This is a genomic window from Citrobacter sp. 21OH12SH02A-Citro (assembly GCF_027919895.1).
In the GTDB taxonomy this organism is placed as follows: domain Bacteria; phylum Pseudomonadota; class Gammaproteobacteria; order Enterobacterales; family Enterobacteriaceae; genus Citrobacter; species Citrobacter braakii.
Genome location: NZ_CP114801.1, coordinates 2,301,448 through 2,318,161, shown reverse-complemented (window position 1 = coordinate 2,318,161; position 16,714 = coordinate 2,301,448). Strand labels below are relative to the sequence as shown.

14 protein-coding genes are annotated in these 16,714 nt (G+C 52.3%); 2 read left to right on the top strand and 12 right to left on the bottom strand.

Annotated elements, in window-relative coordinates:
• Nucleotides 1-172: 172 nt before the first annotated feature.
• Nucleotides 173-964 carry a YdcF family protein gene (locus O6D90_RS11235; RefSeq protein ID WP_016156603.1) on the bottom strand — a complete coding sequence of 264 codons (792 nt, stop codon included), beginning with the start codon at nucleotides 962-964 and terminating at the stop codon, nucleotides 173-175.
• An 85-nt stretch (nucleotides 965-1,049) separates the two neighbouring features.
• Nucleotides 1,050-4,952: an ATP-dependent RNA helicase HrpA gene (hrpA, locus tag O6D90_RS11230; RefSeq protein ID WP_088582968.1), complete on the bottom strand. Its 3,903-nt coding sequence runs from the start codon at nucleotides 4,950-4,952 to the stop codon at nucleotides 1,050-1,052.
• 201 nt (nucleotides 4,953-5,153) lie between these two features.
• Here hrpA and azoR point away from each other — a divergent pair, with 201 nt between their 5' ends.
• Nucleotides 5,154-5,759, top strand: coding sequence for an FMN-dependent NADH-azoreductase (azoR, locus tag O6D90_RS11225; RefSeq protein WP_006684422.1), 606 nt, complete (start codon nucleotides 5,154-5,156; stop codon nucleotides 5,757-5,759).
• A gap of 43 nt (nucleotides 5,760-5,802) precedes the next feature.
• On the opposite strand, the gene O6D90_RS11220 is transcribed toward azoR, so the two are convergent.
• From O6D90_RS11220 to O6D90_RS11175, 10 genes are all read right to left on the bottom strand, one after another.
• Nucleotides 5,803-5,988, bottom strand: a complete 186-nt coding sequence (locus tag O6D90_RS11220; RefSeq protein ID WP_016153181.1) for a hypothetical protein — start codon at nucleotides 5,986-5,988, stop codon at nucleotides 5,803-5,805.
• Between the two features lie 98 nt (nucleotides 5,989-6,086).
• The gene (locus O6D90_RS11215) at nucleotides 6,087-6,488 is read right to left on the bottom strand and encodes a hypothetical protein (RefSeq protein WP_016156605.1); all 402 of its coding nucleotides are present in this window, start codon (nucleotides 6,486-6,488) and stop codon (nucleotides 6,087-6,089) included.
• On the bottom strand, nucleotides 6,464-7,768 hold the full coding sequence (locus O6D90_RS11210) for a phosphatase PAP2/dual specificity phosphatase family protein (RefSeq protein ID WP_016156606.1): 1,305 nt from the start codon (nucleotides 7,766-7,768) through the stop codon (nucleotides 6,464-6,466). The genes O6D90_RS11215 and O6D90_RS11210 overlap by 25 nt, the downstream gene beginning before the upstream one ends.
• Entirely contained in the window at nucleotides 7,758-9,518 is a 1,761-nt protein-coding gene (locus O6D90_RS11205; RefSeq protein WP_016156607.1) for a bifunctional alpha/beta hydrolase/class I SAM-dependent methyltransferase, read from the bottom strand. The genes O6D90_RS11210 and O6D90_RS11205 overlap by 11 nt, the downstream gene beginning before the upstream one ends.
• Nucleotides 9,511-10,152 carry a lysophospholipid acyltransferase family protein gene (locus tag O6D90_RS11200; protein ID WP_016156608.1) on the bottom strand — a complete coding sequence of 214 codons (642 nt, stop codon included), beginning with the start codon at nucleotides 10,150-10,152 and terminating at the stop codon, nucleotides 9,511-9,513. The genes O6D90_RS11205 and O6D90_RS11200 overlap by 8 nt, the downstream gene beginning before the upstream one ends.
• 3 nt (nucleotides 10,153-10,155) lie before the next feature.
• Nucleotides 10,156-11,073 carry a phosphatidate cytidylyltransferase gene (locus O6D90_RS11195; protein WP_016156609.1) on the bottom strand — a complete coding sequence of 306 codons (918 nt, stop codon included), beginning with the start codon at nucleotides 11,071-11,073 and terminating at the stop codon, nucleotides 10,156-10,158.
• Nucleotides 11,070-11,675 carry a CDP-alcohol phosphatidyltransferase family protein gene (locus tag O6D90_RS11190; RefSeq protein WP_016156610.1) on the bottom strand — a complete coding sequence of 202 codons (606 nt, stop codon included), beginning with the start codon at nucleotides 11,673-11,675 and terminating at the stop codon, nucleotides 11,070-11,072. The genes O6D90_RS11195 and O6D90_RS11190 overlap by 4 nt, the downstream gene beginning before the upstream one ends.
• Nucleotides 11,676-11,786: 111 nt before the next feature.
• Complete coding sequence (locus tag O6D90_RS11185; protein WP_271143310.1) at nucleotides 11,787-12,110, bottom strand: YdbL family protein; 324 nt, start codon at nucleotides 12,108-12,110, stop codon at nucleotides 11,787-11,789.
• Between the two features lie 7 nt (nucleotides 12,111-12,117).
• The gene (locus O6D90_RS11180) at nucleotides 12,118-12,309 is read right to left on the bottom strand and encodes a YnbE family lipoprotein (protein WP_016156612.1); all 192 of its coding nucleotides are present in this window, start codon (nucleotides 12,307-12,309) and stop codon (nucleotides 12,118-12,120) included.
• Nucleotides 12,306-14,945 carry a YdbH family protein gene (locus O6D90_RS11175; RefSeq protein ID WP_088582969.1) on the bottom strand — a complete coding sequence of 880 codons (2,640 nt, stop codon included), beginning with the start codon at nucleotides 14,943-14,945 and terminating at the stop codon, nucleotides 12,306-12,308. The genes O6D90_RS11180 and O6D90_RS11175 overlap by 4 nt, the downstream gene beginning before the upstream one ends.
• A 690-nt stretch (nucleotides 14,946-15,635) precedes the next feature.
• Between O6D90_RS11175 and O6D90_RS11170 the strand changes: the two genes are divergently transcribed.
• Nucleotides 15,636-16,625, top strand: coding sequence for a 2-hydroxyacid dehydrogenase (locus tag O6D90_RS11170; protein ID WP_003833196.1), 990 nt, complete (start codon nucleotides 15,636-15,638; stop codon nucleotides 16,623-16,625).
• The last annotated feature ends 89 nt before the right edge of the window (nucleotides 16,626-16,714 follow it).

Genomic DNA, 16,714 nt, shown 5'->3' with positions numbered 1-16,714 from the left:
TAACAAGTAAAACTATTGTTAATTAATATCAATCATGCAGGTCGTATTATGGCTGGAGTGGCTGTTCTGTGAGCGGCTTCATAAAAGCGTCTGGCAAAGTGATGATGAAGGGAAAAAACAGGTGTGATTTTTGCCCGTTTGCCGCAAAACGCCGACAAACGGGCAACAGGAATTACAGAGAGCGGCTCTCCAGTAAGTCAGTCAGCACGATGTCATTTTGCAACTGCTGCCAGGCTTGCTCAACGTTCTGAGGAATATCAACATGGGCAATAAAATCGCGGCCACAAGGCCCATAACCGGTGGCATCATCACGCAGGCGAGGAAGTTCACCGGTTATGAGAGACAGATAGCGATCCACTGACCACAAACCTTCTGCTGCTGGCACAAAATCCACGCCGTCTTGCTGTGGGGCCAGCTCAGGGATGAATCCAGGGAAACTCAACCAGCGCGGCGCATGCGGCTCATCGCGGGTTACGCGCTGAAAGGTTGCCATCGTGCGACGTTGCATAGTGGGATCCTGTACCACAATGACGGTATGAATACTTTCCGTCGCCTGATTCAATAATGCACAGCTAAAACGGGCATTCTCACCGCAGTTTGTTGACTGGTCTTCCACCCAAATCTTCTCCCCCGGGATTTGCCAGAACTGATGTGCGATATCGGCAAGGATCGCCGCTTCCGCGCGTCCGGTGGTACGAATGATGTTGTAACGAGGATGCTCTGCAATCGCGTCATACAAAAATCGTGTGGAGTGACCGATGCCACCGCTAATCAACAAGGGAACCTGTTGCTCTTTCGCGATCCGGCAGGCGGCGTCGATGGTCGGAATAACCGCGTTCCCTGCCAGAATCACGCAATCTGACTGAACGGTGATATTCCCCGTAAAATCATTCTGCGCCAACCATCGCCCTACAGTATTGATCGCCGCAAGCGTGGTTGCGGAAAGTGTCGGAAACTGGCTCATACTCATGACTCCTGATCTTAATACTTTATCGGGTTGCATACCGGGCGGTGACGTCACCTTACCCGGTATGCTGTCTGGTACCGATTTATCCCGAAATTTGCTCCATCGCCTGCAAAATACGTTTATCGGAAATCGGATACGGCGTACCAAGCTGCTGGGCAAAATAGCTGACGCGCAGCTCTTCTATCATCCAGCGGATCTCTTTGACATCGTCATCTTCACGGCGAGCGGGAGGCAGTTTATTGAACCACTGCTGCCAGGCCTGCTGCACGCTATCCACTTTCAGCATCTGCGCACGGTCACGATGCGGGTCGATAGCCAGTTTTTCCAGACGCTTTTCGATAGCCTGCAAATAACGCAGCGTATCGCCCAGACGCTTGAAACCATTGCCGGTAACAAATCCACGGTACACCAGCCCGCCCATCTGCGATTTGATATCCGCAAGCCCCAGCGCCATGGTCATATCCACGCGCCCTTTCAGACGTTTGTTGATATTAAACACTGCGGTCAGAATTTGTTCGACCTGCTTAGCAATATCCACCACCGTATCATTCAATTCAGCCCGCACTTTCTCATGCAGCGCCGCAAAGCCTTCTTCGGTCCACACCGGACCACCGTTGGCGTCGATCAGTTGATCCACACCACAGGATATACAGTCGTCAATCAAATCCAGCACTTTACCGTACGGGTTAAAATACAGCCCCAGCTTGGCTTTGTTGGGCAGTTTCTCATGCAAATATTTGATTGGTGAAGGAATATTCAGCAACAACAGGCGGCGTAAACCGCACCACATCGCCTGCTGTTGCTCCAGCGGGTTATCAAACAGTTTGATGGCAACGCTGTCACGCTCATCCACCAGCGCTGGCCAGGCTTTTACCTTATAGTTACCGCGTTTTTGCTCGTAACTCTCCGGAAGCTGACCGAAGCTCCAGATGTGCAACCCGCTCTGTTCGATACCGTCATCCGCCACCGCAGACAATGTTTCCTGCACTTTACCCTTCAGTGCGTCTTTCAGATCCTGTAGCGAACGTCCTTCCTGCAGCTTTTTGTTCTTATCATCCACTACCCGGAAGGTGATTTTTAGGTGATCGGGCACCTGATCCCAATGCCAGTCTTCACGGTCAACGGTCACGCCGGTCATGCGGCGCAGTTCACGCTCCAGCGAGTCGAGCAGCGGCAGTTCCAGCGGCGTGACGCGGCCTAAAAACGCTTCCGCATAGTTCGGCGCGGGCACAAAGTTGCGTCGTACCGGTTTCGGCAGAGACTTAATCAGGGCGATAACCAGTTCACGGCGCAGCCCCGGAATTTGCCATTCAAAACCGCTCTCTTCGATCTGATTGAGCACCGGGAGCGGAATATGTACGGTCACACCGTCCGCATCGGCTCCGGGTTCGAACTGGTAACTTAACCGTAGTTTGAGATTGCCCTGATGCCAGAAGTTCGGGTAATCCAGCTTACTGATTTTTTCCGCGCCCTCTTTGATGAGCATGCTCTTTTCAAAGTTGAGCAGATCCGGCGTTTCACGGCTGATCTTTTTCCACCAGCTGTCAAAGTGACGCGCGGAGACTACATCATGGCTGATGCGTTGGTCGTAAAACTCAAATAGCGTCTCATCATCAACCAGAATGTCGCGACGGCGCGATTTGTGCTCTAACTCTTCCACCTCAGCGCGTAACTTCAAATTGTCACGGAAAAACGCATGGCGCGTTTGCCAGTCGCCTTCCACCAGAGCATGGCGGATGAACAGTTCACGCGACAACGCGGGATCGATCTGGCTGTAGTTCACCTTACGGGCTGCAACAATCGGTAAACCGTAGACGGTAACCTTTTCTGTTGCCATCACTGCGCCCTGCGCACGTTCCCAGTGCGGTTCACTGTATGAACGTTTGATCAGATGCTGGGCAACCGGTTCGACCCACTCAGGATCGATGCGTGCAGCAATACGTCCCCACAGGCGGCTGGTTTCCACCAGCTCCGCTACCATCGTCCACTTCGGCGGTTTTTTAAATAGACCAGAGCCTGGGAAGATCGAGAAGCGAGCGTTACGCGCCCCGGTAAATTCCTGTTTATCGGCATCTTTCATCCCGATATGTGACAGTAAACCGGTCAGCAACGCGACGTGGATCTCTCTGTATTCGGCGGGTTCGCTGTTAACAGGAATCCCCAACTCTTTCACCACCTGGCGCAGTTGCGTGTAGATATCCTGCCATTCACGCACGCGCAGGTAGTTCAGAAAATCAAGTTTGCACTGACGACGGAACTGGTTTGACGACAGCGCTTTCTGCTGCTCGCCGAGATAGTTCCACAGATTCACAAATGCGAGGAAATCAGACTCTTTGTCGTGGAAACGGCGATGCTTCTCGTCGGAGGCCTGCTGCTTGTCCATCGGGCGCTCGCGCGGATCCTGAATAGACAGCGCCGAGGTGATAATCATCGCCTCACGTACGCAGCCATGTTTTTGCGCTTCCAGCACCATGCGCGCCAGGCGTGGATCCACCGGCAGTTGCGAGAGCTGACGGCCCAATGGCGTCAGTTTGTAAGCGGTTGCCTGTTCGTCGGTGGTTATCGCCCCCAGTTCTTCGAGCAGGCGTACACCGTCCTGAATGTTACGTTTATCCGGCGCTTCAACAAACGGAAACGCCGCGATATCGCCCAGCCCCAAGGCAGTCATCTGCAAAATAACGGACGCCAGGTTGGTACGCAGGATCTCCGGGTCGGTAAACTCCGGGCGCGACAGGAAATCGTCTTCGGAATACAGACGAATACAGATCCCCTCCGAAACACGACCGCAACGGCCTTTACGCTGGTTGGCAGAGGCCTGCGACACCGGTTCAATCGGCAAGCGCTGAACTTTGGTGCGGTAACTGTAACGGCTGATACGCGCAGTACCCGGATCAATCACATACTTGATCCCCGGAACGGTCAGCGAGGTTTCCGCCACGTTGGTCGCCAGCACGATACGGCGACCGCTGTGCGACTGAAACACACGGTTCTGCTCGCTGTTGGAAAGACGCGCATACAGCGGTAGCACTTCGGTATGGCGCAAATCCAGCTTATTCAGCGCATCGGCGGTATCGCGGATTTCGCGCTCGCCGCTCATGAAGATCAAAATGTCTCCCTGACTTTCACGGCCTAACTCATCTACGGCATCAAAAATTGCCTGCAATTGGTCACGCTCGGTGTCATCTGCGTCTTCAACAATTGGACGATAGCGAACTTCCACCGGATAGGTTCGACCAGAGACTTCGATAATCGGTGCATTATTGAAATGCTTTGAAAAACGCTCCGGATCGATGGTCGCCGAAGTGATGATAATTTTTAGATCCGGACGGCGCGGCAGAAGCTCTTTCAGATAGCCGAGCAGAAAATCGATATTCAGGCTGCGCTCATGCGCTTCATCGATGATGATGGTGTCGTACTGCATCAGCAGCCGATCCTGCTGGATTTCCGCCAGCAGGATACCGTCCGTCATCAGCTTAACCATGGTGTTGTCGCTGACATGATCGCTAAAACGGACTTTATAACCGATACAACCGCCCGGCTCGGTTTGCAGCTCTTCTGCAATACGGTTCGCCACAGTACGCGCCGCCAGACGACGCGGCTGGGTATGGCCGATCAGCCCTTTTACCCCGCGCCCGAGCTCCATACAGATTTTGGGTAACTGAGTGGTTTTCCCTGACCCCGTTTCCCCGGCGACAATCACCACCTGGTTATCGCGTATCGCTTCCAGAATATCCTGTTTTTTCTGACTGACGGGCAGGTTTTCCGGGTAGCTGATGACCGGACGCGCGGCTTCACGCAGCACAACTTTACCTGCAGCGTGATCAATCTCTTTTGCCATCTCCTGGTAAATGGCCTGTTGTGCATCAGGATTTTTAACCTTCTTCACGCCCTGCAGGCGGCGGGCAAAACGCTGTCTGTCACGCAGCATCAGTGAATCCAGCTGTTGCTGCAACATGTTGAAGGTTAATTTTTGTTGTTCTGTCATAGCGTTAAAAGGCAGTGCTCTGCCGGGTTAAATCTCTTTTAGATGATAGGTATAGAGTACCACATCAGCGCTTTTCATGTGTTGTTCAATAATTTCGAACATAGGATTCGATATATTGCGCTATCACTGCGACAGGATTGTGAATAAAGTGTCAACAAGCAACGGGGCACTCCCCCTTCAAACACATAAAAGGAAACACCCATGAGCAAGGTATTAGTTCTTAAATCCAGTATTCTGGCAGGGTACTCTCAGTCTGGTCAGTTGTCTGATTATTTTGTTGAACAGTGGCGTGAAAAGCACTCCGCTGATGAAATCACCGTCCGTGACCTGGCTGCAAATCCTGTTCCGGTACTGGATGGCGAACTGGTGGGTGCGCTGCGCCCGAGCGATGCACCGCTGACACCGCGTCAGCAGGAAGCGCTGGCGTTGTCCGATGAGCTGATTGCTGAGCTGAAAGCGCATGATGTGATTGTTATCGCCGCGCCGATGTATAACTTCAACATCCCAACCCAGCTGAAAAACTATTTCGATCTGATTGCCCGTGCAGGTGTGACTTTCCGTTATACCGAGAAAGGTCCGGAAGGTCTGGTGACGGGTAAACGCGCAGTCGTGTTGACCAGTCGTGGTGGTATCCATAAAGATACGCCGACCGACCTGATCACGCCGTATCTGAACGTATTCCTGGGCTTTATTGGCATCACCGACGTGAACGTCGTCTTTGCTGAAGGCATTGCGTACGGCCCGGAAGTGGCGTCCAAAGCGCAGTCCGATGCGAAAGCCGCTATCGACAGCGTCGTCGCTGCCTGATAATTCACCCTCTCACCATCCGGTGGGAGGGTTTCTCCAGCATTTACTTCTTTACCTGCACCTGTTTGCCGTGAATGCGGTTAATATCACGCCAGATGGTTGCATAATCTCTGCACTTCGCCAGATTCTCTTCCCAGCAATGCAGCAAAAATTGTTCTGGCTCGGCAACATCCCGGCTTAACAGCTTGAATATCCAACGATTCCAGACATACCACTTGAAAAGCCACATGATTTCACTCCGCAACGCGACCGGTGTTGAACTATATCAGCCTCAGTTTGATGCCGTGTGGCAACTATTGCGATGTCGATGAATAAGTCAGATGAATACTACAGTAGCAGCACCAACCAGAAAGCCCACAGAACTGTAACAAGACAGAGCGTTTTTCGACATTGTCGCAATGCACCTGACTGGCGTTCAGCCAGCGTCAGGGCTTTCAGCCGTTCGCGTCGCCAGATAAAGTACAACGCGTTTCCGGCCTGCTTGTTGTTTTGCTTATTAATCAGCGAAAAATAGCGCTGGTCGAGCCACAGTCGCCAACAACCAAACCAGACCACAGCGCACAGCAATGCAATGACGGCGCGCACGACACCAGGTGAAGCAACAAACAGCGCCCACACCATCGGCGGGAGGGAAAAAAGCAGAATGAAGCGCCAGCTTGCCAGCGTGTGCCGTAGCAAAGCGTGCTGAAGCACCTCAGCATCTGTTACATTGTCACTTTCCGTTGCCATTGTTGCAGCATCTCCAGATGTTTATCAGTCAGCACCACATGTGGTCGACTTGCTCGAATTTGCACCACGGCGTGCTCTACCGTCGGCGCATGGCCATAACGCAACAGCCACGCTGCGACCACCATTGCACTGCGCGACAATCCTAAGGCACAGTGCACCAGCACAGTTCCCTGCCCCACACGCAGAGTTTCCAGACTGTCCACCGCCTGCTGTAGCTCGGCTTCATGTGGGATCACTAAATCCAGCATCGGTACACAATGATAAGTGTGCGAGGCTGTCGCCCGTCCACGCGAAAACTCAAAGGTTAAGTCGAGCACCGCCTTTTGCGCCGGCGCGCAGCGCGGAAAACTGCCGAGATATACGCCAGCCACAATCGGACTTACTGCCGGTATACGGCGGGTGAACCAGAGCATCGACAGCCACATTCCTGAACGCCACGGTAATGATAGCCAGTAAACAGAGGGAGGCAGTCGACCCTGTAAATCTTTCGCCGTCACCACCGCGCCGAATCCAGCGTAACCGCAGCCGACCATCAACAAGGCCAGCGCTGGCCATAACAACCATGGCGTCAGCAACGCTGCGGTAAAAAAACATAATGCCGAGCCCAGAAGGTAGCGGCGCATCAGCCTCAGACAGGCTACATCCGGTTTGCACCAGCGCCAGCGGCATTGTTCCGGTACCATCCAGTCAATCAGCATGCCAGCCACCAGCCCGGTAATAATATCGATAAAGTGATGCTGCCAGGTGGTCAACACCGATAGCGCGATCAGTAAAGACCAGCCATCGCACAGTCTGCGCCAGCCGCCGGACAGATGGCGACTGAAATGCCGCCACAGCAGCCAGCAGAGAATGATATGCAGCGACGGCGACTGGTTATAGGGCAGATCGAACTGTTCGAGCTGTGCAAACAGCCAACCCGCCGCGCCCGTCACTTCGGGGCGGGTAAAGCTAAACTGTAACGGGAACAGTAAAAAACCGCCGCAGGCAATCAACGATGCCAGTACCAGTCTGAGCACCAATCGACGCTGCTCGAAACGCGTGGTGCAAACAAACAGGGATAACCCGTAAAACAGATCCAGACTCCAGTACGGGATGATGGTCCACGGAATAAAAGGAATAGCAGATTCCCAACCAAAGACGATGCTACCTACGTTCTGATACTGAGCATCTTGCCAGGCGGTAAACTGATTCACCTTGCCGTACGTAAGGAAAAAAAATGGTGCCAGCAGCAGTAACCAGCCCACCGCCTGCACCATAACTTTACGCTGTTCAGGAAGCACGGCGTACCGCCATAGAAACGGTGAAAATCCCCCATTCATCAATCAGTTGGGTGCACTTCTCAAAGCCTGCCTCGCGAATCAACGCATCCATTTCACCCTGCGTACGCACGCGCATAACCCATGCTTTGCCGTCTTTATGACTGGTCAGCGACCAGGCTATTGTTTTAAGCTGCGGATGCCACGGCTGCCCGGTGTATATCAATAGGCCCCCTGGCGCTATCGCATCTGCAAGCCCGGCCAGAGAGTTTTTAACCAGCAAATTATCTGGAAAAAGCTCGTACAAACCAGAGACAATCCCCAGAGTAGGACGAGGTTCCAATGCCGCCAGTTCTTCACGGTTGAAGGCATCGCCTTGTTCAAAGCGTGCAATGTCAGTCAGACCTCTGCTGGCGATCATTTCCCGCCCTATATTCACATTCAATTTACTGTAATCGCGCAGTAAAATTGAGCGTACCGCCGATTCGCCAGCCAACGCATCGAACACATAACGCCCGTGTCCGGCAGCAATATCCACCACATGTACCGGCGTGCCCTGCTCCGCCAGTTGTGCAACCGCCTGGCTAATCAACATCTGCAGATGAATCTTACGTTGACGGATCCCTTTCCAGCCCACGCTGTTGAGGTAGTTTTTGTCAATCAAACGCCCCAGCGCGCTGCTGCCCTGCGGCTGATTACGATAGACGTAATCCAGCGTACTCCCCGAATCGAAGCCGGTTTCAAATCCCAGACGAACGCCTGTCGATTGTGTCCCGAGAAGCTTCATGCCATAGCGCAGGCCACGATACGCAATGTCGTCGAGAGAATATGGCGCGGGTCCCCCGCTGAGCATCCGCCAGGTATCAGCGCCAGGGCTCCAGCGATCTTCGTTGCTGTAATCAAAACGCTGCAGTGGCATAGCATATAAGGTGGTAATGAAATTACGCATTTTGTCGAACGCCAGATGCCGGTCTTTCTCCCCCAGCGTATCGTGATAAAACCCCGGCAACACGTGCAGCTCCTTGAGAGGATTTCTCAGGCGCTGATAAAAATCAATTTGCGGCTGGCGATGCACGACAAAATCATCCCCGGACACCAGCAATTGCACAGGCATCGTAATGGCGGCAGCATCGCTGACAATGCGTTCTGCCGTTTTGTAGAGATCCAGCAGAATGTTCACCGCAATGGCACGGGTGATCTGGGTATCAAGGTTAAAGCTCGCTACACGATCGACATCGTGCGTCAGGTATTTTCCTTTAACATAAGAGTTAACGAAAAACAGACCGCGCAGTCGTTGCATCAGCGCCAGTCCAGGACGGGCAAACGGCACATACAATTTTACTTTGAAAGCCGGTGATGCCAGTACTAATCCACGAATAGCGGGGGCATAGTCATGAGCCCAGGTTGCGGCCAATACCGCGCCAACGCTCTGAGCCACGATCACCACATCTTCCATTGCGGCATGACTGTCAGCAGCGGCGAAACGCACAAACTCTTCAACATCCTGTACCGAACGCGCCAGAGAAGGGCTATAACCGCGCTGGCCTGGAGAGTGGCCGTGACCACGAGCATCCCAGGCATAGAATGCGGTGTCCGGCATCGCCAGCTCATCCACAATATGCTGCAACCGTCCGGAATGTTCGTGACCGCGATGGAACATGACGATCACTTTCGTCGTCGCACCCGGCGCCGTAGCCGGCCAGTGGCGGAAAAACAGTTCAGTGTTGTCGCTGGTCACAAAATGTCGTTCGTCAGGTATTCGTGTATTACTCATGCGAATGTAATCCTTTAGTTTGTTGCTCCAACAGCAACAGTTGCTGTCTGAGTCCGTTCATAAAGAGGTGTTTATCCCCATGAAAATGCAACGTTCTGCCAATATTGACGTCAATAAACAGCGGCAGCGGTATACGGTTCCCTTTCGCCATCACAGATTCTGTGCCACGTAGCCAGACGGGAATGATCGGTACCTCCGGTACATGCTGGCTCAGATGCCACAATCCAGATTTCAACGATGACAATTTTCCAGGTTCACCCCGCGTACCTTCCGGAAAGAGGATCAGAATCTTTCCGTCGCGTAATGCCTGTTCACACTGCGCTAACGGATTAGTTTCTCCGCCTTTTCGCGAAATGGGAATAATGTTGATAATATTTAGCGCAAACCAGGCCATTGCTTTATTACGCAGGAAATAGTCAGCGGCAGCCACCGGATGGACCGACGACTGGCGGCGCAGCGGAAAGAGCGAAAGCAGCGCAAAAACATCCATATGGCTGTTGTGATTGGCAACGATAATTGCCGGACCGCATGCAGGTAAACGTTCCCGGTGCTTGATACGTAACCCCAGCCACAGCCAAATCACCGGCCAGACAATACACAGCGTAAACAGCGTTCGCAGAATTGAACTCAGCATAAGTTAGTAGCAAAAGTAACGAATGAAATGGAAAAATACCGGCGCGGTGAAGATCAGAGAATCCAGCCGGTCAAGGATCCCACCATGACCCGGCAGCAATGTTCCGCTGTCCTTCACGCCGATATCGCGTTTGATTGCTGACATCACCACATCCCCACAAAAGCCACTGATGCCGATAATAAAACCCGCCAACAATGACAATGGAATGCTTAACGGCGTCATCAGTGGCCCAAGCAGCGCCGCCATCAGCGTGGTGGTCGCTACGCCGCCGACCAGTCCCCCCAGCGTCTTATTAGGACTGACTTTGGGCATGACTTTGATGCGCCCAATTGATTTACCCCAAAGGTACTGCGCAATATCGTTGAATTCCGTTAAGCCAACCAGGAACAGTACCAGCAATGCACCGGTTTGTTTGCCGTCATCAGGCAAAACCAGCAAAAAAGCGACATGGCTGAAGGCAAACACGGTAGTCATCAGGCTCCAGTGATGCTGCGAGGCGTAGCGCAAGAAGCCATGAGTATCGCCCGCAATGACCATCCGCACGGGTAAGAATAAAAAAGCGTAGACCGGGATAAACACCACAAACATACCGTACCAGTTAATGCCAATCAGCCAGTAGTTAATCGGAATAGCAATGAACATCCACAGCAACGGCATGCGATCGGTCTGACGCGACGGCACCAGCGTTAAAAACTCCTTTAACGCCATGAAGCTGACCAGCGCGAAAAAGATCAGTGCCAACCAGTGTGGGCTTAAAATCGCCAGAGAAAACAGGATGATGATTAGCCACCAGGTGCGAATACGTAACGTCAGTTCCCGCCAGTCTTTATCCGGCCGTCGCCACACCAGTAAGCCATTCACCACCGTTGCAACCAGCAGCAGTGCAAAAATGACCGCAAGTGACTGCTCCAGCAGCATCATTTCGTCCCCTCTTCGCATAATGCGCTCTTACAGCGATTAACCACCGTCCATAGCAGCAGGAGGGTAGCAATACCCCACAACACGTTGTTCCACTGTACAAGCTGCGGCCACAGAGTCAGTGCCAGGCCCCATGCGCCAAATACCAGCGCCCGGTCACTTTTGCCCAGCGGTCCGGCATAGCAGCGAACACCATTAATCGTTTGCGCCAGAACGCCGCAAAACTCCGTCATTACCGCACAAAACAGCATCACCATAACCAGTATTACGTTACTGTCAGGGAGAAGCATAAACGGCAGATAAAGCGCTATATCAGAAAGAATATCCCCGCTTTCGTTTAGAATAGCCCCAAGGCGCGATTGTTGGTGACATTCACGCGCCAGCATGCCGTCGAGCGCATTAAGCACCATTCGGATAAACAGCACGATGGGCAGAAGAACAAAATATTCGGGTTGGGGGAAAATCACCAGTACGCCACCGGTCACAAAAGAAAGCGCCATTGCGGCGAGAGTTACGTGATTCGCCGTGACGCCATTCTTATGTAGCCAAAACATCAATGGGCGTAAAAGTGTCTGAAAGGCGGGCTTGATCTGATAAAGCGTCATCATCACTCCTTGATAATTTACGGTCTTGACTATAGTGAATTAATTATCAATACCCGCCTAATACTTTCCTTTGGTGTAAAAACAAATCGGATTCTATCTACAACTTCGTCATTATTTTCTCAACCACTTACCATTGATGCCCTGGACGTACTCCCCTGGTTTAGCCCGAGCGACCAGCTTTTGTCCGGCCATTTTCGCCACTTCATCTGGAGGAATGTTATTGCTCTCAGCCAGTTGCTGATAGCTGGCGCTGCGTGCTTTATTAATCTCTCTCACCAGCGCCTGCGTTTCGGCGTCGGTTTGCAATGCCACCAGATAACCATTAAGCGTTTCGCCCACCCGCCCCTGGGATCTGGCTTCATTCAAGGTCAATGCCCACCCATTGCCACTGAATAAACTCAATGCCACCAGGATCACTGCAAGCTGTTTTTTCATCGTGACCTCAGAACAAATCGCTGCGCGATTTTAATAAGCTCTCAACGTCTTTATCGACTTTGATATGGATCTCATGCTCGATTTTGACGTTCATATTAATAGTGATCGGCTCTTTAGGCGCAGCCACTTCGATTCTGGGTGTGCACCCGATCAGCAGAGATGAAGCCAGCAGACCCAGCATGGCAGCTATCGTTTTCATTGTTGTTCCTCACATTCCTTGCCTTCCGGGCAATGGGATTCCGGCAGCGCTGCATTTTGTTCAAGCCATGCCTGTAAATTGTCGCCAAAACGCAAACTACGCCATAGCGTAAAGACGTTTTCCTCATGGGTGTAATTCAAATTAACCGTCCCCACTTTGCCATCCACCCGGCTATTGCCAGTTACGGTTGCCTGCATGGTTAAGACACCGAGATTATCCAAATTTATTTTCGTCCAGGAATGGCTTATTTCCATATAACGCAGCCAGTTAATGGCTGCACCGGCTGCCATATTATCTTTGACGACGGCATCCGCCGTGTCTTTATCAATACGCAGCGTCATAGGCCCCGGGTTGGTCAGCCAGCCGTCTTTAATGATCCACTTTTCGTTATCCAGCCATAACGGCAACGCACCGCTGACCGGGCCAGACATGGCGAATTGCTTGGGATTAACCGCGCTGATAAGCTCGCTGGAAGAGATATTCTGCACCCGTAATAATGCCGGATCGTGCTGCGGCATCCGCAGTTGTTGCATGATGACTTTGCCCCCCAGCAGTTCGGCGCTGACATCGCTTAACAGTAACGGATTGTCTTCACTCCAGGGATACGCCCCCTGTAGATCGGCGGCGATATTTTTCACCGTCACCTGATTCACCACTTCCGCAATACGCAGTGAAATAGGTCCACGCGTACCCAGTTGCCATGCGCCTTCACTAAACCGGAAAGGCAACACAAAATCGACGCCATTAATTTGGTTATCGGGCATCCAGGCGCTACCGCCTTTTAATACCCCATGGCCGCCCGCTTCAAAGCCCTGTTCCGGGGCAGCGGAAAACGCAACCTGCGCATACAGTTCACCTTCACGTAGCTTCATTTTCCAGTCTGGTGGGATGAGCGGTTGGAATACGGTGAGCGATTGTTTTGGCCACCAGGCCTGTCCGCGCAGGCGGATCCCGTCCCAACGGCCATTTACCTGTACTGGACCTATCGCGCCCGCGTGAAGCTGGCCTTTAAACTGGAAAATCGTCGGGTCGGTGCCTTCCACGCTGAACTTCAAGGTTGACGGCGGTAACACGCTCCCCCCGGTAAAGGTGGTGTTCCCTGCGTCCAGCGACAGCGCGCCGCTAAAAGTCGGTTTGTTGGCATCCCGTACCCAGACGATCGGCTCGTCCATCACCAGGCGCGGGCTTTCCACCTTCATGGTGCCGTATTGCAGGTGGTCAAATCCGGTGGAGAGATCAAAAAGCTTCAGGGTGTTGTCATGCCATTCGCCCTTACCCGCCACGTCCCAACGCGCATGCATTGGCGTAAAGCTGCCTTTGCCCCAGTACCGCCACTGCCAGCGACCCGCGTCAGGGAGAAAATCATTTGCCAGACCATCCAGATGCAATTCAAAACCGCCCATCTGGTTTTCATGCGCGCGCAATATAGCCTGCAGACGGCCATCTACGCCGCGCTGCGTTACTTTTACGCCCGCCAGCGGCCAGCGAATTTCGTCAATATCCAGCGAGTCAATCACCCGTCCACGCGAACGCAGCAGCGCTCCTGGCTCGAAAGCCAGCTGCGGGTCGTTCAGGCTTCCGGTGAGTCTGGCGGGTAATTTGGCGTAGAAGATCAGGTCACCCTGTTTCGCCTCGCCTATCAACTGTAACGGCATATCACTACTATCCACACCCAGCTTACCCGGCCCCAGCGTTAATACGGCGTTTCCTTTACCTGCATCGCCTTGGGTCAGTATGTTCAGACGCCCGCTCACCACCGCATTTTCCAGCCCGGCCTGCCAGTTTTCAACTTTCATACCCAACCGCCCGCTGAGCGGGAATCCCTGATAAGGCCAGTTCCAGCGACCGTCGCTGATGGTTAATTGCTGGCGGGTTATTTCCCACGGAAGATCGAGCAACGGATCGGCATTGTCCCGCGCCATAACGATCAGTTGTCCGCTGTTTTCTTGCCACTCCAGTTCGGCGTCCACCAGTGAGGGCTCCTGCGGCAAGCTCAGAGTAGCAACCGCATGACCGCTCACCGGTAGTCCATCAGGAACCAGCGGCATGGTAAATTCACCAACCAGTTTTACCGGCGGTTGCCCTTCAAACGCGGCTATATCCAGCTCATTTACCGTGAGATTTTGCCCGTGCAGACGCCCCTGGAATTTCACTTTTTCACCCTGGTAGCGCAGTTGCTGGGTCGATGGCGTTAGCGAAAGAGACAGTTTTCCCTGCCACTCCTGCCAGGGGGAGAGAATAACTTTGTCGATGTTAATCCAGGTATTGGGCAGCATCGATTGCCATTCAGCCAGCGTTTTGGGCGCTGCCGGAGACGCTTCTGTCTGCGGTAATTTAGCCAGGCAAGCGGAATCCAGCTCAATTGTCCCGACATTAAGCAACCAGCGGCTGGGATGGGAAAGATCGGCCTGAGTAATGCGCGCTAGCGGGCAATCATCGACCAGATAGCGGAGTTCCGGGATATGCAGCCCATGCCGTGTCAGCCGTGGGCTCTCATCCAGCGCGATGCGCGTGCCAACAGGTAACCAGACGCCCACCAGCGTAGGAACCCACAGGCCAAGCGTCATGACCAACGTCAGCGGCACGAGAATCAATAATAAGAGAAGTGCCAGAGCGGCTTTATATTTACCCTTCATGGGTAGTTAATATCCTGATTTAGCGAAAATTTAAGCCGGTTTAGGCCAGTATTGTGGCATGTTTAACAGGATATGCCCACATTAAGAATAAATTCCCATGAAGTATATGCACTATTTATCAATCAACGAGAATCAATAAAACAATAATTAATTCAATAAGATAGCGCATTACTTTATATGGCACGCTGTTACACGTGCCGTCGGGAATATAAAGAACTCAGACTCAATGAGGCCTCAGTTCTCCATCGCTATGTTTAGGTCCTAAACGACCAGCTTCTATCAGAATTTCCTCAATGAGCTCTTCGAGGCACTCCCTACCATGATGATCGCAGACCAGATGTACCTGCCGGGAAATCTCCTCAGGTTTCATACCATCACATAATGCCGCCTTAAGCATTAAGGTGGCCCATCGCTTTGCTTCAGAGTGAGTTAACATGACCCCTCCCGATATTTGCTACCTGTATAAGCGTAGCTGTCTGGATGTGATTCGGCTGGCTTTTTACCTGCATCGATTACGGGTATTGAGTTGGACGGAAAAATATCCAGTTGTTGAAATTGAGTAACCTGCCCACACTAACAACAGATGCGCTGAAATTATTCATTACGCCTATGACTATCAATAACTTTTTAGATTTTGTAAAATAATTTGAATTGGATTAATGTGACGTCAAAATCACTGGAGAAAGTCTTATGAAACTCGCCATCTATAGTACAAAACAGTACGACAAGAAGTATCTGCAGCAGGTTAACGAGGCTTTTGGTTTTGAACTTGAATTCTTTGACTTTCTGCTGACGGAGAAAACAGCCAAAACAGCCCATGGCTGTGAAGCTGTCTGTATCTTCGTCAACGACGATGGCAGCCGCCCTGTTCTGGAAGAGCTGAAAAAGCATGGCGTGAAATATATTGCGCTGCGTTGTGCCGGCTTCAATAACGTCGATCTCGACGCGGCAAAAGAGCTCGGCCTGCAGGTCGTCCGTGTGCCAGCCTATTCACCGGAAGCCGTCGCTGAACATGCGATTGGCATGATGATGACGTTGAATCGCCGTATTCACCGCGCCTATCAGCGTACTCGTGATGCCAACTTCTCTCTTGAGGGGCTGACCGGCTTTACCATGTATGGCAAAACGGCTGGGGTGATCGGTACCGGTAAGATTGGGATTGCGGCACTGCGGATCCTGAAAGGTTTTGGGATGCGCCTGCTGGCGTTTGATCCCTACCCAAGCGCTGCCGCACTAGAGTTAGGCGTTGAATATGTCGATCTTAAAACGCTGTTCGCGGAGTCCGATGTCATCTCCCTGCACTGTCCGTTAACGCCGGAGAATTATCACCTGCTCAATCACGAAGCCTTTGAGCAAATGAAAAATGGCGTGATGGTTATTAACACCAGTCGCGGGGCATTGATCGATTCGCAAGCCGCTATCGATGCGCTGAAAAACCAGAAAATTGGTTCTCTGGGTATGGACGTGTATGAAAACGAACGCGACCTGTTCTTTGAAGATAAATCCAATGACGTGATTCAGGATGATGTGTTCCGCCGTCTGTCGGCCTGTCATAACGTGCTGTTCACCGGTCACCAGGCGTTCCTGACTGCCGAAGCATTGACCAGCATTTCTGAGACCACGCTGCAGAATCTGGCACAGATCTCCAAAGGCGAAACCTGTCCAAACGCCCTCTTCTAATCCCTGTGCTCCCCTGGATTCAGGGGGGCATTTTCAGATAATCACCGATGCTAAAATCTTCAGTATCATTATTATATTGAATGTATTCC